Source organism: Streptomyces sp. NPDC001714 (genome assembly GCF_042892755.1).
In the GTDB taxonomy this organism is placed as follows: domain Bacteria; phylum Actinomycetota; class Actinomycetes; order Streptomycetales; family Streptomycetaceae; genus Streptomyces.
The window spans coordinates 66,665-87,596 of the sequence record NZ_JBIAUL010000026.1 but is presented as its reverse complement, the minus strand read 5'-3'; the positions used below and the strand labels follow the sequence as shown (position 1 = coordinate 87,596).

At 68.5% G+C, this 20,932-nt stretch carries 17 protein-coding genes and 7 pseudogenes; 12 read left to right on the top strand and 12 right to left on the bottom strand.

The window, feature by feature from the left end; all coding sequences use genetic code 11:
* Nucleotides 1-11: 11 nt before the first annotated feature.
* Entirely contained in the window at nt 12-695 is a 684-nt protein-coding gene (locus tag ACFY0P_RS44825) for a TetR/AcrR family transcriptional regulator (protein ID WP_388927633.1), read from the bottom strand.
* Between the two features lie 150 nt (nt 696-845).
* Between ACFY0P_RS44825 and ACFY0P_RS44820 the strand changes: the two genes are divergently transcribed.
* A complete protein-coding gene (locus ACFY0P_RS44820) occupies nt 846-2,201 on the top strand; it encodes a serine hydrolase domain-containing protein (RefSeq protein WP_388927630.1) in 1,356 nt (451 codons plus the stop codon).
* A gap of 80 nt (nt 2,202-2,281) precedes the next feature.
* On the opposite strand, the pseudogene ACFY0P_RS44815 reads toward ACFY0P_RS44820, so the two are convergent.
* Both ACFY0P_RS44815 and ACFY0P_RS44810 read right to left on the bottom strand, forming a co-directional pair.
* Nucleotides 2,282-2,839, bottom strand: a pseudogene (locus ACFY0P_RS44815) (IS5/IS1182 family transposase); the annotation flags it as partial.
* A gap of 179 nt (nt 2,840-3,018) precedes the next feature.
* The gene (locus tag ACFY0P_RS44810) at nt 3,019-3,354 is read right to left on the bottom strand and encodes a VOC family protein (protein WP_388927627.1); all 336 of its coding nucleotides are present in this window, start codon (nt 3,352-3,354) and stop codon (nt 3,019-3,021) included.
* A 102-nt stretch (nt 3,355-3,456) separates the two neighbouring features.
* On the opposite strand from ACFY0P_RS44810, the gene ACFY0P_RS44805 reads away from it, so the two are divergent.
* From ACFY0P_RS44805 to ACFY0P_RS44780, 6 genes and pseudogenes are all read left to right on the top strand, one after another.
* Entirely contained in the window at nt 3,457-4,026 is a 570-nt protein-coding gene (locus ACFY0P_RS44805; RefSeq protein WP_388927624.1) for a TetR/AcrR family transcriptional regulator, read from the top strand.
* Nucleotides 4,027-4,425: 399 nt separating this feature from the next.
* Entirely contained in the window at nt 4,426-4,629 is a 204-nt protein-coding gene (locus ACFY0P_RS44800; RefSeq protein WP_388927621.1) for a hypothetical protein, read from the top strand.
* A gap of 64 nt (nt 4,630-4,693) precedes the next feature.
* Nucleotides 4,694-5,382 (top strand): annotated as a pseudogene (locus ACFY0P_RS44795) (IS5 family transposase); the annotation flags it as partial.
* A gap of 618 nt (nt 5,383-6,000) precedes the next feature.
* Nucleotides 6,001-7,698, top strand: coding sequence for a stealth family protein (locus tag ACFY0P_RS44790; protein ID WP_388927618.1), 1,698 nt, complete (start codon nt 6,001-6,003; stop codon nt 7,696-7,698).
* A 15-nt stretch (nt 7,699-7,713) separates the two neighbouring features.
* A complete protein-coding gene (locus ACFY0P_RS44785; RefSeq protein WP_388927615.1) occupies nt 7,714-9,561 on the top strand; it encodes a stealth family protein in 1,848 nt (615 codons plus the stop codon).
* Between the two features lie 240 nt (nt 9,562-9,801).
* Complete coding sequence (locus ACFY0P_RS44780; protein ID WP_388927612.1) at nt 9,802-9,930, top strand: hypothetical protein; 129 nt, start codon at nt 9,802-9,804, stop codon at nt 9,928-9,930.
* 95 nt (nt 9,931-10,025) lie between these two features.
* Here the strand turns inward: ACFY0P_RS44780 and ACFY0P_RS44775 are convergent, their stop codons facing one another.
* Both ACFY0P_RS44775 and ACFY0P_RS44770 read right to left on the bottom strand, forming a co-directional pair.
* Nucleotides 10,026-10,241, bottom strand: coding sequence for a winged helix-turn-helix domain-containing protein (locus ACFY0P_RS44775; protein ID WP_388927609.1), 216 nt, complete (start codon nt 10,239-10,241; stop codon nt 10,026-10,028).
* Between the two features lie 55 nt (nt 10,242-10,296).
* Nucleotides 10,297-10,611, bottom strand: a complete 315-nt coding sequence (locus ACFY0P_RS44770) for a helix-turn-helix domain-containing protein (protein ID WP_388927608.1) — start codon at nt 10,609-10,611, stop codon at nt 10,297-10,299.
* 738 nt (nt 10,612-11,349) lie between these two features.
* On the opposite strand from ACFY0P_RS44770, the gene ACFY0P_RS44765 reads away from it, so the two are divergent.
* From ACFY0P_RS44765 to ACFY0P_RS44755, 3 genes are all read left to right on the top strand, one after another.
* The gene (locus ACFY0P_RS44765) at nt 11,350-13,596 is read left to right on the top strand and encodes an MMPL family transporter (protein ID WP_388927606.1); all 2,247 of its coding nucleotides are present in this window, start codon (nt 11,350-11,352) and stop codon (nt 13,594-13,596) included.
* A 263-nt stretch (nt 13,597-13,859) separates the two neighbouring features.
* Nucleotides 13,860-14,951, top strand: a complete 1,092-nt coding sequence (locus tag ACFY0P_RS44760) for a sensor histidine kinase (protein WP_388927604.1) — start codon at nt 13,860-13,862, stop codon at nt 14,949-14,951.
* Nucleotides 14,948-15,625, top strand: a complete 678-nt coding sequence (locus tag ACFY0P_RS44755; protein ID WP_388927602.1) for a response regulator — start codon at nt 14,948-14,950, stop codon at nt 15,623-15,625. Before ACFY0P_RS44760 ends, ACFY0P_RS44755 begins: the two co-directional genes overlap by 4 nt.
* 116 nt (nt 15,626-15,741) lie before the next feature.
* Here the strand turns inward: ACFY0P_RS44755 and ACFY0P_RS44750 are convergent, their stop codons facing one another.
* Nucleotides 15,742-16,278, bottom strand: coding sequence for a transposase (locus ACFY0P_RS44750; RefSeq protein ID WP_388927600.1), 537 nt, complete (start codon nt 16,276-16,278; stop codon nt 15,742-15,744).
* Between the two features lie 94 nt (nt 16,279-16,372).
* Here ACFY0P_RS44750 and ACFY0P_RS44745 point away from each other — a divergent pair, with 94 nt between their 5' ends.
* Nucleotides 16,373-16,543 carry a hypothetical protein gene (locus ACFY0P_RS44745; protein WP_388927598.1) on the top strand — a complete coding sequence of 57 codons (171 nt, stop codon included), beginning with the start codon at nt 16,373-16,375 and terminating at the stop codon, nt 16,541-16,543.
* Between the two features lie 68 nt (nt 16,544-16,611).
* Here ACFY0P_RS44745 and ACFY0P_RS44740 read toward each other — a convergent pair.
* The 4 pseudogenes from ACFY0P_RS44740 to ACFY0P_RS44725 all read right to left on the bottom strand — a co-directional run.
* A pseudogene (locus tag ACFY0P_RS44740) lies at nt 16,612-16,842 on the bottom strand (NPP1 family protein); the annotation flags it as partial.
* Nucleotides 16,843-16,845: 3 nt separating this feature from the next.
* Nucleotides 16,846-17,018 (bottom strand): annotated as a pseudogene (locus tag ACFY0P_RS44735) (chitinase); the annotation flags it as partial.
* A gap of 232 nt (nt 17,019-17,250) precedes the next feature.
* Nucleotides 17,251-17,423: pseudogene (locus ACFY0P_RS44730) on the bottom strand (3-oxoadipyl-CoA thiolase); the annotation flags it as partial.
* Nucleotides 17,411-17,521 (bottom strand): annotated as a pseudogene (locus ACFY0P_RS44725) (AraC family transcriptional regulator); the annotation flags it as partial. The pseudogenes ACFY0P_RS44730 and ACFY0P_RS44725, both read right to left, overlap by 13 nt.
* A gap of 53 nt (nt 17,522-17,574) precedes the next feature.
* Here ACFY0P_RS44725 and ACFY0P_RS44720 point away from each other — a divergent pair.
* Nucleotides 17,575-17,679: pseudogene (locus ACFY0P_RS44720) on the top strand (NPP1 family protein); the annotation flags it as partial.
* 97 nt (nt 17,680-17,776) lie between these two features.
* Here the strand turns inward: ACFY0P_RS44720 and ACFY0P_RS44715 are convergent.
* Together ACFY0P_RS44715 and ACFY0P_RS44710 are read right to left on the bottom strand one after the other, a co-directional pair.
* Entirely contained in the window at nt 17,777-19,357 is a 1,581-nt protein-coding gene (locus tag ACFY0P_RS44715; protein WP_388927595.1) for an MDR family MFS transporter, read from the bottom strand.
* A gap of 48 nt (nt 19,358-19,405) precedes the next feature.
* Nucleotides 19,406-20,782: an MFS transporter gene (locus ACFY0P_RS44710; protein ID WP_388927592.1), complete on the bottom strand. Its 1,377-nt coding sequence runs from the start codon at nt 20,780-20,782 to the stop codon at nt 19,406-19,408.
* Nucleotides 20,783-20,932: the final 150 nt, after the last annotated feature.

The window sequence follows — 20,932 nt, the reverse complement described above, 5'->3', positions numbered from 1 at the left end:
TCGCGTGATGGTCACCGAGTAGGCCCGCGTTGCAGCGCCTCCAGCCCATCGAGGATGGCCTGAAGGCCGATTTGGAAAGTGTTGTCGGGCGCCGCGCCGTAGTCGACGCTGTGGGTGTCGAGGCGGGCGCGCAGCCGAGGGAATTGTGCGGCGATCTCGCGAGCCTCGGCCTGGGCTTCGCCGATGGCCTGTTCGGCGTCACCGCTGCCTTCGCGCCGCAGTTTGCGGGTGAGTGAGGCTGTCGCGGCTGGGCCGAGGGCGTTGCCGAGGACGAAGGTGAAAACGGCGGACGCGGCCTGGTCGGCTGCGGGACCGGCGAATCCCGCGGCTTCGTAGATGGCGAGGAGGTGGTCGTCGTGGCGGGCCTTGCCGGGGCCGAACATGAGGAGGGAGCCAAAGGCCTGCAGCAGCCACGGGTGGCGGGTGAGCATTGCGTACAGGTCACTGGCCATGATGGCGGCCGCCGTGCGCCAGCCGACCCCGTCGGGGTCGGGCAGCGCGATTTCGTGCCACAGCTGGTCGCCGGCGAGGGCGATGAGGTTGTCCTTGCTGCCCACGTGCCAGTAGACCGCGGTGGCCGCCGAGCCCAGCCGCTGGCCCAGTGCCCGCATGCTCAGGCCATCCAGCCCTTCGGCGTCCAGCAGGGTGATGGCGGCAGTGAGGATCTGTTCGCGGGTCAGTGTGTTGCGGGCCATGGATTCACGATAGCCCTCGACTTGCACGCCGTTCAAGAAACTTCTTGCACACTGTTCAAGTCGTTCGCTAGCCTCCACTTGAACACAGTGCAAGTCGCCGCGACGCCCGAGGCGCCGTGCGAGAACCACACCGATCGAGGGGGAATCGAGATGTCACACGATGCGCTGGCGAAGTTCGTCGAGGAGAAGGCCAAGGAGCTCGGCATCCCGGGTGCCGCGGTGGGAGTCCGGGTGGACGGACGGGAGCTGACCGTCTGCCACGGCGTGACGAACATCGACAACCCGCTGCCCGTCGACCGGGACACACTCTTCGTGCTGGGCTCGGTCACCAAGACCTACACGGCGACCGCGATCATGCGCCTGGTCGAGCAGGGCCGGGTCGAGCTGGAGGCGCCAGTGCGCCGCTACGTTCCCGAACTCCGGCTCCCCGATGAGGACGCGGCCGCGCAAATCACCATCCTGAACCTGCTCAACCACACCGCCGGGCTGGACACCCGGATGGTCTTCGACAGCGGAGACGGAGACGACGCGCTGGCCCGCGAGGTGACCAACATGGCCGAGGTGGCGCTGATCGGCCCAGTCGGCGGCCGCGCCTCCTACAGCCAACTCGGCTACAACCTGCTCGGCCGGGTCGTCGAGAACGTCACCGGCGAGACCTACGAGGCCGCTGTCGCCTCACTCGTCCTGGAACAGGCCGGCATGACCGACAGCGTCTTCACCGCCGGACAGGCCATCACCCGCCGGTTCGCCGTGGGCCACAACCTCAGCGAAGGGGCGCTCAAGGTCGCCCGGACTTGGAAGGACACGCGCGGCAACAACCCGGGCGGCGGCCTGGTGTCCTCGGTCTCCGACCAGTTGCGCTGGGCCCGGTTCCACCTCGGCGGCGGTGACCTGGCGAGGCGCATGCAGGAGCCGACGGTGGAGCTGCACGGCTCCACGCTCGGCGACGCCATCGGCCTCGGCTGGTTCCTGCGCGACGTGGACGGAGTGCGCACCGTCGGGCACGGCGGATCGACCAACGGACAGTTCGCCAACCTGCTGCTGGTCCCGGAGCGGGACTTCGCCGTCGTGGCGGCGTCCAACGCCGGGCCCGACAACGGCCTGGAATTCAACCAGGCCGTGCTCCGCTGGGCGCTCGAACACTACCTTGGCGTCGTCGAGCGCGACCCCGACCCGCTCCCGTACGACCCGCAGCGCGCCCAGGAGATCACCGGGCACTACGAGAATGAATTCATGACGCTGATCATCGACACCGACGGCAACACGATGACGGTTGAATGCCGGATCAAGCCGGAGATCCGCGCGGCGGCCGACAGGGAACTGCCGGCGGACCTGCCGCCGGCCAGCCTCGGCCTGCTGCCCGGGAGCGGCGACGAGTACATCGTCACCGGCGGCGGCCTGATCGGCCAGCGCGGTTTCCTCACCCGCGATGCCGACGGCGCCATCATCGGGGCCGACATGGCCGGACGGTTCTTCAACCGGGTCTCCTCGACACCCTCCGAGTGACACCTTGGGAACCCCCGGAGAGCACCGCGGGCGAGGCTGGCACAGCTTCGCCCAGGTCCACAACATTTGACAATTACTCTGTCGTAGCCCCGGTCGAGGTTGACGTTGACCTGCTCGGGCAGCGGTCCGACCTGCTCCTTCGCGTCCTTCAGAGTGGGCACGAGCAGTGGCGAGTCGTGCCGGTTGGCGCCGGCTGAAACGATGGCCACAGGGATACCGCGGGCCTCGGTGGCCACCGAGCGCTTCAACCCCTGCTTGCCTCGATCCACCGGGGAGCGGCCGGCGGCATCGCCGCCGCAGGGGGCCTTGGTGATACAGCCGTCCACGGACAACTCACCCAGCTCAAGGCCGATCATCTGGTCGTACGCCTCAAGCGCCAGGGCATGCAGCCGCTCGGCTATCCCCAGCTGAGACCAGTACATGACCCGGCGTCGGATCGTGCGATCCGAACACCCCGGACTCGCGACACGCTCGTAGCCGGAGCCGTGCACCAAGGCGTCGATCACGTGCTCGAACACCACACGATCAGCAATGCGCGGGTTGTGGCAGCCCAGAGGATGGGTGTCCACGTGCTCGGGCAGAAGCGCCGTGAACTGGTCCCACAGGGGTTCGAGCAGACATGATGGCAGGACAGGCAAGCCCTCCGGTGATCATTGAGCGTAGAGAACTCCACGATCCCCACGGCTCGTGCCTGCTCTTCATCCGAGGTGCCTTCCAACCGCCCATGCATGCCTACGGCCGGGCGCCGCGAAGCCTGTTGCGGAAGGTTCGGCGCCGGTAGCGCCCGCCACCGCCGTCGCCGCAGAGTGAGGGGTGATCAAGCAGACTGCCACAGCGCCAGAGTGGCGCCGGAGGGGTCGCTGATGACCGTGAGCGAACCCTGGGGGAGGTCGGTGCGCGGGCGGAGGAGGGTGGCCCCGAGCTCGGTCGCCTGCTGGGTGGCTGCGTCGAGGTCTATGACGGGCACGTAGGGGATCCACTGGGGGATGCGGTCGTCGCCCGGCGGGAGGGCGGTGACGCCGCCCCACGGGGTCCCGTCCTGGTCGGTGATGAGCGTGTCGGTGACCTTCCAGCCGAAGAGCTGCTCGTAGAAGGTGCGGGTGGTGGGGACGTCGGTGCTCCGAAGGTCGAAGAAGACAAAGGGGGCAGGCATCAGGTCCTCCGCGATGACATTGTTAGGACACTTGTCCCAAATCTTAGGTCACCTGTCCCAGTCGCGCAGTGAGTTGTCGAAAGAGGGGGCTAACCTGGGGCGATGGTGGGATCATCGGCGACGCCGAATCAGGCGGCGAAGCAACAGCAGATCATCGAGGCCGCGCGGGCGGTGCTGGCCCGGGACGGGCTGGCCGGGTGCACGGTGCGGGCCGTGGCCGAGGCCGGGCCGCTGACCAAGAGCGCGGTGCACTACTACTTCGCGGACATGGACGAGCTGGTGGAGCTGGCCATGGCCGAGCACATCCGTGCCTTCGTACGGGGGCTGCGGCAGGTCGCAGAGGGTGGTGACGGCTTTTGGGGTGCGGTGGAGGCGTATCTTCGCACCTTCCGCGAGCGGCAAGGGATAGCCCTGCTGTGGTTCGACTACTGGCTGGACGCCGTCCGCAAGGGGCGGGAAGAGGCGGTGGAGCGGATGCACGGCGAGGTGGTCGCCGTCTTCGCCGAACTGCTCGGCCGCCTCGACGCCGAGGACCGCGCCGAGGCGCTCTTCTCCTACCTTCTGGGCGAGGTGGTCCAACAGGCGGTTCGCGCCAAGCCGTTCACCGAGACAACCCAGGAGATTGCCCGGTTGTGCGGGGTGAAGCCCCCGTACGGGAACGCTGCCGGATGATCTTCCCTTCTCTTGCCTCAACACCCCACCCATGCAGGCATGGCACCGGCCCCGGCATTTTGTGAAACCTCGGCGCTTGATGGTGGGGCAAGCCGTCCCAGCCGAAGAGCGGGATTGCCCGGGGCTGAGCATGTGGAGCGCGACGATCGCGGCGGCCAGGTCGATCACTGAGCGTAGAAACTACGTGATCACCACGGTTCGCGCCGGCTCTTCATCCGGGGCACCTTCCAACTGCCCGTGCATGCCTACTGCCAGGCGTTCTAAGAGCTCGTTACGGAATGAGCCGTTCATGACCGGCCGGGTTTCCGGCTCCGTCCCTCTTTCCCGGGTGCGGCAACCTACCCATCGCCGGCTGTTAGCCGCTTGGATAGGCTCCGAGGGAACCCTTCAGGAGGTGTCATGGCGAAGGTCACCATCAGTCTGGACAGCGATTTGGCCATCGAGGTCATGCTGCTGGCCGGCACCAGGAGCCCGCAGGATGCTGTCGAGTTGATCGTCCGGGACTACCTGGCGCGCGGTCACCGCACCGAGGCTCATGCCGGTAACGCCACTGACCAGGAACGCCTCAGCGACCGGCGGTCAGCGCCGGAAGAGGGCCGATGAGCACTTCAGATGCGATCGGCGTGTCGGCTGGTCGTTGAATGTCCTTCTGGGCAGGGTCCGGCTGGTGTCTATCGATCTTGTCTCCGACGACCTGTGGGAACGCATAGCTCCACTGCTGCCAGAGCGGCCGCCCCGACGTCACCGTCATCCCGGACGGCTGCCGGTGCCGGACCGGGTTGCGCTGGCGCGCATCGTGTACGTCCTTCGCAAGGGAGTGGCCTCGTGCGACGTCCCAGTCCAGGTCGTCGGCTGCTCGGGGGTAACCGCTTGGCGTCGGCTTCGGGACCGGACCGAGGCTGGCGTCTGGCCTCGCCTTCATGAGGCACTCCTAGCCGAGCTGCGGGCAACCGGCCTGCAGGACATGGACGATGCGGCCATCGACGGCTCCCACATCAGGGCCGTCAAAGGGCGGGGCACGTCGGCCCTTCACCCGTCGACGGCGGCCGCCCTGGCTCCAAGCACCATGTGATCGTCGACCGCCACGGCACGCCTCTGGCCGTCTCCCCGACCGGCGGGAACCGGCACGACATCACACAGTTGATCCCCCTACTGGACGCGATACCCCGCATGCGAGGGGTGCGCGGACGTCCCCGCAACCGACCCAAACGGCTCTTCGCCGACCGGGGCTACGACTACGACAAGTACCGCCACCTGCTACGGAAACGCGGCATCAGCCCCCTGATCGCCCGACGCGGCGTTGCCCACGGCTCCAGCCTCGGCCGCACCCGCCGGGTCGTCGAGCGGACCCTCGCCCTGGCTCCATCACCCACTGAGCGTTTGGTCCGGTTTTTCATGTTTGGTCCCGGGTCAGGTTCCGCGCCAGTTCAGGGTGGCATCGCCGGTGAGCCTGCGGGCCATGAGGTCGATCATGGCGAGGCGGATCACGGCTTCGGGCGATGCGGGTGTGTCTCGTACTCGCGGGCGAGGCGTCGGTGGTGCATGGGCCAGCCGATGCTGCGCTCGATGGTCCACCATATCGAGATGATCGTGAACCCGTGGGCGCCGGGTGGGCGTTGGACGAGGTGGACGTCCTTGCCGAGGCGGGCTCGCGCTACGGCAGCGGACGCCGTGTTCGTGGTGGCCTTCGGCGGGGACGCGGCACCACGGGCGGCCTGAGCTCCGGCTCGTCGTCGCCGCGGCCGGCCAGCCCGTCCTCGCCCTCACCGGCGGCGTCCTGGCCCTCGCGATCCTGCCGGTGGTAGCCCTCACCGCGTACCGCCGGTGAGCCCATAGCACACCCAGGTGTGAGGTGGTTGTGTGTGCGTTCACTGACTCCTTAATTCTCTGAGAAATTTTCTACAACCATCCGGCTCAGATGTCCGTCTCGTTAACACAAGGGTATGTAGAGGTTGATGTAGAGGAGCTCAGAACGTGACCGTGCGTTCCTTTGCCCGGCGGATGCGACCGCGAGTCGAGCGGAAGGCCGCCGAGAAGGTCTGGCAGCTGCGCACCATGCGGCGGCGCCGCATGGCGGCGGTCACGGACCCGGTGCTCCGCCCGGTGGCGGTGCGCGGCCAGCAGCTCTACGGACGGGTCGTGACCCGGTTCAGCGCCGCCGAGGCGGCCGCCGCCAACCTCGGACTGGTCCTCGCCGCGCTGGAGCAGGACGGCATCCCCTACTTCCTGGTGCCGGCCTCGCGCACGCGCCACACGGTCGGTGTGAATGCCGTGGACCGGGAGCGTCTCCTCACCGCCCTGGAGGCGCAGAACGCGGGGAAGGCGGTGTTCATCGGCAGACCGCTGCCCGGCGGAAAGCTCAGGAACCCCGCCCTGTTCATGGACGGTGTCCTGCCGGCCGCGCTGCGTACGGCCCCGGTCCTGCGGATCGGGGAGAACCACCTGGGCCCCGCGGGCCAGCTGCTCGCCGGCCCGGAACTCGCCTGCGACGTCGAGTTCTGGGAGGACGGGGCACAGCTCCTCGCCTCCGCCGCAGGGCCCCGGCGCCTGGCCTCGGTCCAGCCGCAGGCCTCCGAGGACGTCTTCGCCGAGTCCCTCGTCGCACCCCGGAACAACGGCATCACGGACGTACTTCCGGCGTCCGAGCAGACACCGGCCGTGGTCCGGATCGGCGACCGGGAGCTGCCGAGCTTCGCCGCGCTCACCCGGCCGACCGTGAACGACGTGACCTTCCCCGTCGACGTCGTCTACACCTGGGTGGACGGCGAGGAGCCGGAAATGCGGGCCAAGCGCGCCCGCTACCAGGAGCGCGGCACCGCCGAGATCCTGGACAAGGAGACCAACGCCTCCCGCTACACCAGCCACGACGAGCTGAAGTACTCACTGCGCTCGCTCGCCATGTACGCCGACTTCGTCCGCCACATCTACCTCGTGACCGACGGCCAGAAGCCGCACTGGCTCGACGACACGGCCCCGGGGATCACGGTCGTCGACCACCGCGACATCTTCCCGGCGGACGTCCTGCCGGTGTTCAACTCGCACGCGATCGAGACCCGGCTGCACCACATCCCCGGCCTGTCGGACCACTACCTCTACTTCAACGACGACGTGTTCGTCGGCCGCCGGGTCACCGCGGAGCACTTCTTCCACGGCAGCGGCCTGATGAAGATCCCGGTGTCCCCGCTCAAGATCGGGGTCGGCAAGCCGCACGCCGAGGAGACCGCCACCAACTCCGCGAGCAAGAACGTCCGCCGGCTGCTGCTGGAGAAGTTCGGGCGGATGACCACGAACAACTTCATGCACACCCCGCTGCCGCAGCAGCGCGAGACCCTGCGGGACCTGGAGGGCCTCTTCCCGGAGGACATCCGCCGCACCACGGCGTCCCGCTTCCGCTCGCCGCAGGACATCGCGGTGACGGCCCCGCTCCTCTACCAGTACGCGCTGATGACCGGCCGCGGTGTGCCGGGCCGGTTCGGCTTCCGGTACGTCAACATCAGCCGTCCGGACGCCGAGGCCCGCCTGGCCGACCTGCGCCGCACCCGCCGCTTCGACTTCTTCTGCCTCAACGACGTCGACGTGCCGCCGGAGGAGCGGGAGCGGGTCGGCCTCCGGATGCACGAGTTCCTGGAGGACTACTTCCCTTTCGCGAGCCCCTTCGAGAAGCAGAACTGACGGGGGCTGGGGGGCATGTACATCCGTCACCGCTTCACGTTCACGGCGCCCGCGGGCCTGCGCGCCGCCCGGGACCTGCTGGCGCGCCTGTGCGCCTGGCTGTCGGCCAGACTCTGGGCGCTGCGCGCGACCCGGGCCCGACGACGCCTGCGCGCCGCCGTCCCCGGGCGCGGGATCACCTTCGGACCGACGCGGCTGTACGGCCGTACGGTCGACGCCTACACGGCCGCGGACGCCGCCGAAGCCGATCTCGAACGGGTCCACACCCTCCTGGAAGGGCTGCACGTCCCGTACTTCCTGGTCCCCTCCGACCACGGACACGGCGCGCCGCGGCAGGTCGTCGGCGTCGAGGAGGCGTACCGCGACGCGATCCTCGCCCAGGCCGCCCAGCGCTTCGCCGGCACCGCCGGGTACGTCGGCGCCGTCGGACCGGGCGGCGCCGTGACGACCGCGGTGCTGTGGGCCGACGGAAGGCTGCCCCGGGCGCTGCGGCGGGCCGCCGTACTCCGCACCGGCGTGGTGCGCCTCGGCCCGGTGGGGCAGGTGCTCAGCGGCCTGGAGACGGGGTGCGACATCGAGTTCTGGCGGCACGGCCGGGACCTCGGCGCCCCCTCGGATTCAGCCGGGGGCAGCGCCGGCGGCACCGATCCCGCCTGGCTCACCGTGCCCGGCAGTCGGCTGCCGGACGTCTTCGGACCGGCGCTCGTCGCCCCGCGCCGCAACCCCGTGGCGGAAGTGCTCCCGGTGACGGCGCGGCAACCGGCGGCGGTGGCGGTTCGCCGCCGCACCGTCCCGACGTTCGCCCCGTTCGCCGAGCCCGGCATCGACGAGGTGCTGTTCCCCGTCGACGCCGTGTACACCTGGGTGGACGGGGACGACCCGGCGATGGCCGCGAAGCGCCGGGCCCACCAGGAACTCTCCGACAACGCCATCGCTCCGCGCGAGACCGGCGCCTCCCGCTACACCAGCCATGACGAACTGAAGTACGCGCTGCGCTCGCTGGAGATGTACGCCGGGTTCGTCCGGCACGTCTATCTGGTCACCGACTCCCAGATCCCGTCCTGGCTGGACCCGGAGGCGGAAGGCCTGACGGTGATCGACCACCGGGAGATCCTCCCGCCCGACGCGCTCCCGGTCTTCAACTCGCACGCGATCGAGAGCCGCCTGCACCACATCCCGGGCCTGTCGGAGCACTACCTCTACTTCAACGACGACGTCTTCATCAACCGCCCGGTACACCCCGAGCACTTCTTCCACGGCAACGGCATCGCCCGCATCCCCCTGTCTCCCCTGAAACTCGGCGTAGGCGCCCCGCACCCACTCGAACCCGCCCCGAACTCCGCCGGCAAGAACGCCCGCGAGGTGATCAGGCGCTTCCACGGCAGACACACCACGCACAAGTCGCTGCACACCCCGCATCCCCAACTGCTGTCCGTGATGCGGGAGATGGAGAGCCTGGGAATCGAGGAACTCGAACGGACATCCTATTCCCGTTTCCGCTCCACCTCCGACGTCGCACCGGCATCCACGCTCCACCACCACTGGGCGATGGCAACGGGCCGGGCCGTCCCCGCCGACTACCGCTTCCGCTACATCCAGCTGGGCACACCGGACATGCACCGCCGTCTGGCCCGCCTCGCGGCCGGCGAGGACATCGACTTCTTCTGCCTCAACGACGTGGACACGCCCCCGGAGGCCAGACCGGCTGCCCAGGCCGCCATCCGCAGGTTCCTGGACCGCAAATACCCCTTCCCGAGCCGCTACGAAGGAGCCCCCCGCACCAGCACCCGCCCCATCGCACCGCTCACGACGAGAATCCCGTCCCAGCCCACACGGGAGGAAGCACAGCGCCGCGAGGCGTAGACGGCCCGGGCCGGACCGGGCAGCGAGGCGGCACCGGGGCGCCGTGCGCACGCAGGTGTGTTCCTGGTGCCCCTGCCCTCACACGGCGGGACTCTCCCGCCTCACCCCTTGGGCGGGCTCAGCTGCGAGAGGACAGCATCGAGATCACCGGCGAGATTTCCCACTGTCCGGCGTCGCGCGCGGCCCCACCGTCGCGCGCGAGGACCACCGGCGGGCGCCCGGGCGGGTGGTGCTCTTGGCGTGGTAGCCGAGTGCCTGGGCGATGACGCGGGCCGGGGCCTGGAGGACGAGTTCGCCGATCACGCCGTGTCCATCGCCCGCCGCGTGATCTTCCTGGTCACCGGCGAACTGACAGCGACACAACCATGACCACGCGCACGCCGGATCTGTGACCGCGCGTGGCAACCGTGCCCAGACCATCAAGCACCGGCTGAAATGGAACTCAGGGCTTCCCTCGGCCGGTGTCAGACCCGCTCCACCTCCACCGCCGGCGGGAAGCACCGCGCCTCCCCCATGGCCACCTGCAGCGCGGGACCGAAGGCGTCGAACCGTGCCATGTCTTCTGTACCGGCGGGTTGCACGATGAAATGGATGTGTCCCGGAAGCTCGACGGCTTCGTCATCGCGCTCGATCGCCCGCCGAGCTGGCTGCTGCCATGACCAGCCGTGCCGCTTCAACAACTGCCAGGTGCCTCCACGGTGTACGAGACATGGAAGAGGCGGCCGATCAGGGTCTTCACCCGAGGCAGCGTCCACCGCTGATCTGCCCAGCCGTGGCCAGCGGTCCACGCTCCACCTCACGTTCTAGCTCGTCGACCTGGGCCGCGCTGAGCTTGGGCCGTCCGGGCGAGCCTGCGGACAGCAGTCCCAACTCGCCCTGCTCCCGCCAAGCCCGGCGCCATCGCTCAACCGACCGCTCACTGTCCCGCAGCGCGGCCGCGATCTCCCGGTTCTTCTCCCCGCGTTTGAAGTGTTCCACGGCCTGCAGCCTGACCCGCTCCCGGGCGACCCTCCCCGCGGCGGTCAACCCGCCGCCCTGCGCGTGTCTCACGCCCAGATGGCTACCAGCGGCGATCAGTACACGTCAGGCAACCCGACCCGACATCACACGTTCAAGGTCAGTAGCAGTCGCTTGGCGCGCTGGGCACTCTGGTGATCCTGACGTGCGTCGTGCATACGGTCCGGCAGATCAAGCCACGGCGGTCTCCAGCCGGCCGACACCGCGCGCCTGCTGGGGCTCCCGCAGCGTGTGACCGGCCTTCTGTGGACTATGGCGGCTGCTGTTCCGCTCCCGGCGCACGGATCCTGATCGCCCCCCTTCGGCACAACCACGCCCCGAGATGTCACGTCCGCGAGGCAGCCGACGGCATGTTCGTCGCCCCGGTCGAGCTCCGCGCTTCAGCCTGAGTGTCGGTCACTCGGATCCAGCACCCGGTCCTCCAGGAAGAGGCTCGCCGGCGTCGCGCAGATCAGGCCGGCGATGGAGCGGACAGTGCCGCATCAGCGCCGCGAGCCCCGCCCCGCCCTGCCCGGTGGTGAGCCCTCCTGCGCAGGATCCTCTCCTTCCCACGGACTACGTGGACCTCGCCGGATAAGACCGGGTCTCCTCCTTTGGCAGTAGGCGCGATTGCGTGACGAGAGACGATGCCGATGAGAGACCACTCCACGAAAGATGACTGGCAGACATCCCGCCTCTACACAGGCGGCGCCTTAGCTGCCCCGGTGGCCTGCGGTGCCTTGCCGCCTGCATGTCGCCCATTGCCGAGATCCAGACTGGAGAGCCTCCACCGTGGCCACGATTCTCTATGGACTGGGCCGAGTGTCGTTCCGCAAACGACACTGGTTCCTGTTGCTCTGGGCGGCGATACTCGCCGTCGCCGTCTTCGGCGCGGCCAAGGCTCCGGCCGCGCCCACCGACTCCATGTCCCTCTCCGGGACGGAATCCCAGAAGGCGTTCGACCTCCTGGACGAGCGCTTCCCCGACAGCGGCAGCTCCAACGGCGCCACGGCCCGGCTCGTCTTCGTCGCCCCGGACGGGCAGAAGATCACCGCGGCCGGCAACAAGGCGGCCATCGAGCACGCGGTGAGCGAACTAGCCGACGGCAGCCAGGTGCAGAGTGCCCTCGACCCCTTCAAGACGCATGCCGTGAGCAAGGACGGCACCACCGCGTACGCCACCATCGACTACGCCGAAGCGAACAGCGAACTCACCGACGCCACGACGACCGCGCTCAAGGACGCGGCGCAGGACGCCCGCGACACCGGTCTGACCGTCGAGATCGGCGGCGACGCCCTGCAGTCGATGGAGATGTCCTCCAACACCGAACTGATCGGTGTCGCCGTCGCGGCGGTCGTCCTGCTGATCACCTTCGGGTCCGTCGCCGCGGCCGGCCTGTCGCTGCTCAGCGCACTGCTCGGCATCGGCACGGGCGTCGCCGTGATCACCGCGCTCGCCAGCACCATCGGCTTCTCCTCCACGACCACTACCCTCGCCCTGATGCTCGGGCTCGCCGTCGGCATCGACTACGCCCTGTTCATCCTTTCCCGGTACCGAGCCGAACGAGCGGAGGGCCGGAACCCGGAGGAAGCCGCTGGTCGAGCTGTCGGTACGGCGGGCTCCGCCGTGGTGTTCGCCGGCCTCACCGTGATCATCGCCCTCGTCGGCCTGTCCGTCGTCGGTATGAGCATGTTGACCAAGATGGGTCTGGCCGCGGCGTTCACGGTTCTGGTGGCGGTGCTGATCGCCCTGACGCTTCTGCCCGCACTGATCGGCTTCTTCCCGAAGGCTGTGATGCCCCGATCCGCACGCAAGCGGGCCAAGGGGAACAAGGCGGCCAAAGCCCCCGCCCACATGGCTCCCGCTGAGGAGAAGCAGCGTCTGAGCACGCGCTGGGCTCGCTTCGTGATCCGGCGGCCAGTGCTCGTCCTCCTGTTCGGCATGGTGGTTCTGGGCACCTGCGCGGTACCGGCGCTCGATCTCGAACTGGGCAACCCGGGCGACGAGTCGAAGCCCACATCGACCACTGAGCGCCGGGCCTACGACGACCTGTCCGACGCCTTCGGTCCCGGCTTCAACGGCCCCTTGACCGTCGTCGTGGACGCCAAGGGGACCGACAATCCCAAGGCCGCGGCCGCTACCGTCGCCGACGACCTCAAGGCGACGGACGGCGTCGTCAGCGTGACACAGCCCATGTTCAACAAGGCAGGCGACACGGCCGTGCTCACGGTCACCCCGACGACCTCTCCCACCAGCACCGATACCAAGGAACTCGTCCACACGATTCGAGACGAAGCCGACGGCGTCAAAGCCGACACCGGTGCGGACATGCTGGTCAGCGGCAACACGGCCGTGAACATCGACATGGCCGACAAGGTCACCAGCTCGATCCTGCCCTACCTCGCGCTCGTCGTCGGGCTGGCCTTCCTGCTCCTGATGCTGGTCTTCCGCTCGATCCTCGTTCCCCTGAAGGCGGCGCTCGGATTCCTGCTGTCGGTGTGCGCGTCGTTCGGCGTGATCGTGGCGGTCTTCCAGTGGGGCTGGTTCGCCGACCTGCTCGGTGTACAGACGGTGGGCCCGATCTCCAGCCTGATGCCGATCTTCCTGATCGGCGTGGTCTTCGGCCTTGCTATGGACTACGAGGTCTTCCTCGTCACCCGTATGCGCGAGGCGTACGTCCACGGCGAGCGGCCCGGGCAGGCGATCGTCACCGGTTTCCGGCACAGCGGCAAGGTCGTCGTGGCCGCGGCTGTGATCATGATTTCTGTCTTCGCCGGGTTCATCGGGATGAGCGAATCGACGATCAAGATGATGGGGCTCGGTCTCGCCTCGGCCGTCCTCTTCGACGCCTTCCTCGTCCGCATGACCATCGTTCCGGCCCTGCTGGCGCTCCTAGGGGACAAGGCCTGGTGGCTGCCGCGCCGGCTGCAGAAGATCCTGCCGAACGTGGACGTCGAGGGCGAGAAGCTGAACCGGACAGTCGAGTCCGCTCAGGCTTCCGGGCTCGATGAGACTCTGCACGAACCGAGCCGCGTCTGACCGCCGGCTCTCGCAGCAGAGCGGTGGGCCACCCTGTCCAAGGGGCGGCCCACCGCTCTGCTGCGGGTCACGAGCGGCATCGGGGATGCTGGTGGGACAGGGAACACTCAAGGGACACGGCCGAGAGATACTTCATGATCAGCGACTGGCGCAACACCTCGCGCCGACACCCACGTGCGACGGACGGTGCCTTGGCCCTGACCGCTTTCGCCCTGGGGGTTGTTACGAGTGCCCTGCCCCCCGCAAGCCCCACACACTTGCGCGTGCCCGACACGTTCGTGGTGGTGATCGTCGGCCTGGGGTCGGTTTCCTTGCTCCTGCACCGCGATCACCCGCGGCTGACGACGGCGTTCACCACTGTGTGCGCGCTGGCTCTGGCACTCGAGGGCATCCAGCTCAACCCCCTGCTTCAGGCGCCGTGTCTGATGTCGCTCTTTCTCCTCGCCCTCCGCACCGATCGTCGTACGGCCCGTATCGGAGCGTTCACGGCAACCACGACCCTGCTGGCGACCACGCTCATCCACGACCCCGAATCCCCCTGGGGACTCGTCATCATCGGAATGGCCTCGTGGACACTGCTCCCAGGAGCAGTCGGAGACGCGGTGCGCAGCAACACCGAATACTTGGCCGCCGCCGAGGCCCGGGCCGAACTCGCCGAGCACACGCGCGAGGAGGAGGCCCTTCGCCGCGTGAGCGAGGAACGCCTACGGATGGCCCGGGATCTCCACGACGTGGTCGCCCATCACATCGCGCTCGCCGCCACGCAGGCCCGCACCACCAAGTACCTCATGCTCCACCACCCGGAGCGCGCCCCGGAGATGATGGAGAACCTGTGCGACTCCACCGACGAAGCGTTGAGAGAACTCCGCGCGACCGTCGGCCTGCTGCGTCAGCGCGGTGACACCGACTCCCCGCGAGACCCGGCCCCTGGACTCGCCCAGCTACCGGACCTGCTGGGATCCTTCGAGCGGGCGGGACTGAGTGTGGACGTCACCACAGAGGGGGAAGCCCAGCCGTTGTCGCCCGGTATGGATCTGACGGCCTACCGGGTCATCCAGGAAGCGCTGACCAACGTCACCAAACACGCCGGCACCACCAGCGCCGGGGTACATCTCGCCTACACCCGAAGCTGGGTGACGATCACCGTCGTCAACGACGGGCGCCCCGGTGTGTCGGCATCCCGTCCGGCTCATGTGTCCGGCTACGGGCTGATCGGCATGCGGGAACGCGCGCAGTCCGTCGGCGGTCGTCTTCAGGCCGGGCCAGGGGCGGGGGGCGGGTTCACCGTCACGCTCGGACTCCCGACACACAAGACGGCACAGCATCCGAGTGCAGAGGAAGTACCTCACCAGTGACCATCCGCGTACTGCTCGCCGACGACCAGGCCCTCCTCGTCGGCACGTTCCGCCTGCTGATCGATCTGAGCGAGGACTTCGACGTCGTGGGGGTCGCCGCCAACGGCAGAGAGGCCGTCGACCTGGCCCGCGCCACCTGCCCTGATGTCGTCGTCATGGACATCCGCATGCCGGTCCTGGACGGGCTCGCGGCGACGGCCGAGATCGCCGCGGACGAGGCACTGAACTCCACGAAGGTGCTCGTGCTCACCACGTTCGAGACCGACGAATACGTCGCCGAGGCCATCCGCGCCGGGGCCTCGGGGTTCCTTGGCAAGGGCATCGGACCGGAGGAACTCCTCGCGGGCATCAGGACGGTGGCCGCCGGCGACGCACTCCTGTCGCCCGCCGCCACGCGGACGCTGATCTCCCGCTTCGTGGCTGCTCCCGAGGCCATTGGCCCCACTGGTCTCGGCGAGAACGCGCTCCCCGAACTCACCGCGCGAGAACGGGAGGTGGTCGCCGAGGTCGCGGGCGGCCTGTCCAACGACGAGATCGCGCAGAAGCTCTACGTGAGCCCGCTGACCGTCCGCAGCCATGTTCAGCGCGCCGTCACGAAGCTGAATGTGCGGGACCGGGCCCAACTCGTGGTGCGGGCCTACCAGTCCGGCCTGGTCCGGGTCTCGCGCGAGTAGCGGGCGGGAACAAGCCGAAGTCCCATGTCAGTCTGCGGGCGCAGTTCCACGGTCCAGGTGCGCCACACCGCGGGACATGTGGTGCGGAGTCTCGGTCACGTCCGCTTGCTCCTATGTCAATCAGCCGCTGCGAGGTGGGTTTGTGGCTCCTCGGCAGAGTGAGCGTCGCGGCGCAAGGCCCGGTAGACGACATCGCAAAGCCGGCGTTTGAGGACACGGATGGATTCGGTGCTGGTGTCCCCGGCCAGGCGGCGGCGCTGTAGGTAGTCCCGTGCTTCGGGGTGGTAGTGGGCCTGAGTGATCGCGATGCGGTGTAGTGCGACGCTGAGCTGGCGGTTTCCCATGCGGCTGAGACGGTGACCTTCTCGGTTGCCGGACCACACAGGCAGAGGCGCGGTCCCGTTGTGCCGGGCGTAGGCGCTCTTCGACTTGAAGCGTGCGATGCCGGCGGTTCGCTTGAGGATCTTTGACGCGCTGAGAGCGCCGCAGCCGGGAATCTCCAGGAGAGCTGGGGCCAGCCGGTTGATGAGGGCGGTGATCTCGGCTTCCAGGTCCCGTACGAGACGGCGTGAGAGCTGACGGCTGTCCAGGCTCCGAGTGGATGGCCGAGAACGATGGCACCGCCCATGTCGTGCAGGCGCACGAGTCTGCACCGCGCCGTAGCCGATCCGGGGAACGGCGCGGCCGGCGAACGAGGCGCATGGGGCCGTCGTTTCGGCGAAGAACGCACGTGGGCGGGACGACCTGGTGGTGCCGGTCGTGGTGGACGGCGAGGCCGTCCTCTCCCGTGACGAGGGGGAGCCGGCCCGGATCCACGCCGCAGAAGCTGGCCAGCCTCAAACCACCTTCCGGCCCGACGGCTGCATCACGGTAGGCAACGCCTCGCCGCTCAGCGACGGTGCGTCCGCCGTCCTGTAGAAGCCCGACTCCCAGCCGGCGCACGCGAGAGTGTGGGAGCGGGGGGCGAACTCGTCCTGGCGCTTCCCGTGGGTGGAGACACCGTCCTTGTGACAGACGATCTTCGGATGGGTGCCGTCGAAACGCACCGCCGTCCGCCTGGTAGCCGGAGTGCGGGGACACCGACACGTACTGCACCTGGTCGCCGAAGACCCACACCACCACGTGCTCCCAGTCGTGGGTGTGCCCGATGGCCGCGGGACCGAGCGTCGCCTGGTCCTTCTCGAAGTAGCTGCGTGCATCACGGCACACCAGCCGTTGATGTTGTGGCCGTCGCACTCCAGGGGGCCATTGACGGAACGGATCGTCTGGCCGGACCCGGCCTGGTTGACCAGGGCGTTGTGCGGGTCATGGTGCCGGGTCCGGAGCGGGTGTTCCGGTACCACAGGCCGGTCTTCCACGCCACGGCCGAGTCGTTCTGTACCAGCCAGGGGTTAGCCGCTCACGCAGACCTGGAGATCTTGCGAGGGCGTATGGTGTGGGTTCGTGCCGGCCAGGTGCAGCAGTAGGGCGACCTCACCCACGCTGAGGGCATCCTGATTCTGTTCCGCCAGGACTTCCTTGACCCGGCCACCACTACCGGCGCACACACCGAAGACCTTCACGCGCCGGTCCTGCGTCGGCCTCTGCCTCAGGACGCCCAGGCTCTGAGGGTGGCTGCCGACCTACCGGTCGGCGAGCTGCTCGTTGGCCTCGCCGAGCGAGACGGTCCACTCCTTCGGCATGCGTTCGTTGACCATGCGCCAGCCCAGAATTGTCAACAGAGCGGTCACATGGCCGGCGGGGAAGCACGAGACGGTTTGGGCAGCACCCATGGGGCCCAAGTCATTCCTTGGCGCCCAGGCCGGCTGCGGCGAGGGTGGCGCGTGCGAGGGTGCGGGCCGAGTAGCCGAGCGCTTCGGCGCAGTCCTCGACCCGGCGGTCGCGGTGGATTCGGCTTCGCGCCCGGCGGCGACGAGCCGCCGGAGAACGCCACGGCGGCCGGCTCTTCCCGGCTCGTCAGCTGGAAGGGCTGTCCGGCCAGCCACCGCGAAAAGCTCGTCGCGGCGGACTTCGGCGCGGCCACGCTGAAGATCGATGACGGTGACTTCCAGTACGCCCTCGACCGCTCCAAGCCGTCCGCGATCGACTTCACCCCATACGCCCGAGCCGGACATGGGCGAACTCGGTCTCCGGATCGGCTCGGTTGTCCGCTCACAGGGCCGTCGTCTCCTCCCCTTCGGGCGCCCGCTCGTCGCCCGGTTCACCGGCGAGCCGCTTTTCGGGGAGTACGACGGCCAGTGCGGCACCGACGAGGAACAGCGGGACCAAGTAGGCGAAGACGGGTGTCAGGGCGTGCTGGTAGGCGCTGACCACAGCGTCCTGGATCCGGGCCGGCAGGGCATGGACGAGCTCTGGGGTCAGGGAGTCCGTGTCGCCGACCGCCCTGAGGTCGCTCGATGACAGCCGGCTGCCGAGTTGGTCGGTCAGCCGGCCGGTGAAGAGCGCGCCGACGGCGGCGGTCCCGACCGTCGCGCCGATCTCGCGGAAGAAGTTGTTGGCGGAGGTCGCGGTCCCCACGTCGGCGGCGGGGAAAGCGTTCTGCACGGCCAGGACGAGGGTCTGGGACATGAGGCCGATGCCTACGCCCATCAGGAAAAGGTACCCGCAGAGCAGAGTGAGGGGGGTGTCCACCTCCAGGGTCGAGAGCATCAGGGTCGTGACGGCGATGACGAGCGAACCGGCGATCGGGTAGATCCGGTAGCGGCCGGTACGGCTCATATGCCGGCCGACCGGCAGGCTCGCCCCCATCAGGCCGACCACCATCGGCAGCAGCAGCCAGCCGGACTGGGCGGCGGTGACGCCGTAGACCATCTGCAGATACGTCGGCATATAGCTGACGACCGCGAACATCCCCACCCCGATCACGATCATGCCGATCAGGGTGGCGATGTCGAAGATGGGGCTGCGGAACAGCCGCAGCGGGATGATCGGTTCGGCCACGCGGCTCTGCGAGCAGAAGAACAGGATCCAGGATGCGACCCCCGCTCCGGCGAGGCCGAGGATGAGGGGGTCGCTCCAGGAGTACTCGGTGCCGCCCCAGTCCGCGACCAGGACCGTGCAGGCGACGGCCGCCGTCATGAGCGTGATGCCGAGGTAGTCGATCGTGGCCCTGCGTGCCTTGCGCGGCAGTCGCAGGGCCACGGCACACACGGCGAGGGCGAGCAGGCCGACCGGCAGGTTGATCCAGAAGCACCAGCGCCAGTCGACGCCGTCCGTGAACCAACCGCCGAGCAGCGGGCCGACGACCGATGACAGTCCGAAGATGACACCGATCGGAGCCATGTACTTCGCGCGCTCGCGAGGCGGCACCAGGTCGGCGACGATCGCCTGTGAGGTGATCATCAGACCGCCGCCACCCAGGCCCTGGACGGCCCGGCCGGTGATCAGCATCGTCATGTCCTGCGCGGATGCGGCGATCGCGGAACCCGCGAGGAAAATGATGATTCCGCCGATGTAGAGGTTCTTGCGGCCGAGCAGATCACCGAGGCGGCCGTAGACAGGCATCACCACGGTGGCGGCCAGTATGTAAGCCGTGGTCACCCACGCCATGTCTGACACACCGTGCAGCTCGCCGACGACGGTGGGCAGAGCGGTGCTGACGATGGTCTGGTCGAGCGAGGCGAGCAGCATCACGGCCATCAGGCCGGCGTATACGAGTCCCAACCGGCTCTGCCCGTCGGAGGAGTGCCGCTTTTCCTCCGGCCAGCGCGCCACGGAGAGGGAGTCACCCATCGGTTCTCCGGAATCGGGGGGCACATCGGGTTTGCAGGAGATCCGCGGTCACGACGACCCGTTGATCCGACCGGGAGCGATTTCGGTCTTCCACGGCGGCGGGAACTTCGGGAGTACCGCCGCCAGGACGACGGCGACCACAGTCAGCACGGTAAGCACGAGAACTGGCGCCGTGTAGCTTCCGGTCGCGGTCTGCGCCGCGCTGATCAGGAACGGCGACATACCGAGCGACAAAGTGGAGATGGCCAGCGTCAGGCCCTGCAACTGCGCGAACGCGGCGAGGCCGAAGTACCGCGCGATGAGGAAGGGACCCAGCGACGACTCGGCGCCGGTGGCGAAGCCGAGGAGGATCATCGCGACGAACAGCAGCGGCGTCGAGTGGTGGTTCACCAAGGCGATCAGGAGCCCCGCCGGCACAGCCGCCAGCATCGGGACCACCACCCGGGGCCGGTCGGTCCTGTCCAGGACCATTCCACCGACGAGAAGTCCGACGACAGACGCGGCGAACAGCGCGGACAGGGACAGCGAGACCGTCGCCTCGTCGAATCCGCGTTCGTCGAAGAAGTCGACCGCGTTCTGCCGCACGGTCATCGGACCGGCTGCGGCAAAGGCAAGGGAGACCGTGATCGACAGCCAGACCCGCGTCCGGACCGCCCTGCCGAGCGGGATACCCGGAAGACGAGGCAACTCGACTCCCGGTCCCGTCCTACGCGGCTCCATCTGCTCCATCGGCTCTGTCTGCCCCCCCGACTCCACCGGTTCTGTCGGCTCAGAGATGAGGAACACGGCCGTCGGGATCGCCACGAGTGCGATCACCGCACCCACGAGGAGGTAGGTGCCCTGCCATCCGAGGCCGGCGCTGCCGCTGATCAGCCACTGGAACACGGGGGAAAGCACGGCTGCCGCCACGCTGGAGGCGACACCGATGAGGGCGAATCCGACGCCCCTGTGCAGCGGCAGCCAGGTCGAGACAACCTTGAAGACGACAGCCAGGCTCGACATGAAGCCGAACACGGCCGCCAGGATCAACACGAGCGCCAGCAACGGCACGCTGGATCCGCATGCCGGTATGAGAGCCGTCAGGCCGGCGTAGAGAACGGCGGAGGGGATCGCGACCCTGCGTGCGCCCAGTCGATCCACCCAACGGCCCGCGAAGGGCAGGACGACCGGCCCGACCAGCAACGGAAGGGAGACGAACACGAGAATGCCGACGGATTTGGCGGCCCCCGTGTCCTTGGAGAACGACGGCGCGATGAACGTCGTCATTGCGGAGAGTCCGGAGGGACTCACCAGCACGAGGAGGAGACAGCCGGTCAGCGCGGCCCTGGCGCCCGGTGGTGCCTTCCAGAATCCGGCGAAGTAAGACTTCCAGCCTTCTTCGGACGAAGACGGGACGGTCTCGCCCGTCGGCACGGAAGTGGTCATGGGAAAGCCTCCGTTACGGATGCGCCGCGGCCCCATTGGCGCGGCGAGCTTGTTCAGAGGGCGGCTCGATCGGTGATGGTCTGGGGTGGTGACGCGGCGAGACGCTTCGGTCCGTGAAACCGCGCTGACCTGCCTGGACGCACAGTGGTC

Coding starts and splice junctions, on each gene's coding strand:
- ACFY0P_RS44825 (WP_388927633.1), bottom strand. CDS start 695: ATGGCCCGCAACACACTGACCCGCGAACAGATCCTCACTGCCGCCATC.
- ACFY0P_RS44820 (WP_388927630.1), top strand. CDS start 846: ATGTCACACGATGCGCTGGCGAAGTTCGTCGAGGAGAAGGCCAAGGAG.
- ACFY0P_RS44810 (WP_388927627.1), bottom strand. CDS start 3,354: ATGCCTGCCCCCTTTGTCTTCTTCGACCTTCGGAGCACCGACGTCCCC.
- ACFY0P_RS44805 (WP_388927624.1), top strand. CDS start 3,457: ATGGTGGGATCATCGGCGACGCCGAATCAGGCGGCGAAGCAACAGCAG.
- ACFY0P_RS44800 (WP_388927621.1), top strand. CDS start 4,426: ATGGCGAAGGTCACCATCAGTCTGGACAGCGATTTGGCCATCGAGGTC.
- ACFY0P_RS44785 (WP_388927615.1), top strand. CDS start 7,714: ATGTACATCCGTCACCGCTTCACGTTCACGGCGCCCGCGGGCCTGCGC.
- ACFY0P_RS44715 (WP_388927595.1), bottom strand. CDS start 19,357: ATGGGTGACTCCCTCTCCGTGGCGCGCTGGCCGGAGGAAAAGCGGCAC.
- ACFY0P_RS44710 (WP_388927592.1), bottom strand. CDS start 20,782: ATGACCACTTCCGTGCCGACGGGCGAGACCGTCCCGTCTTCGTCCGAA.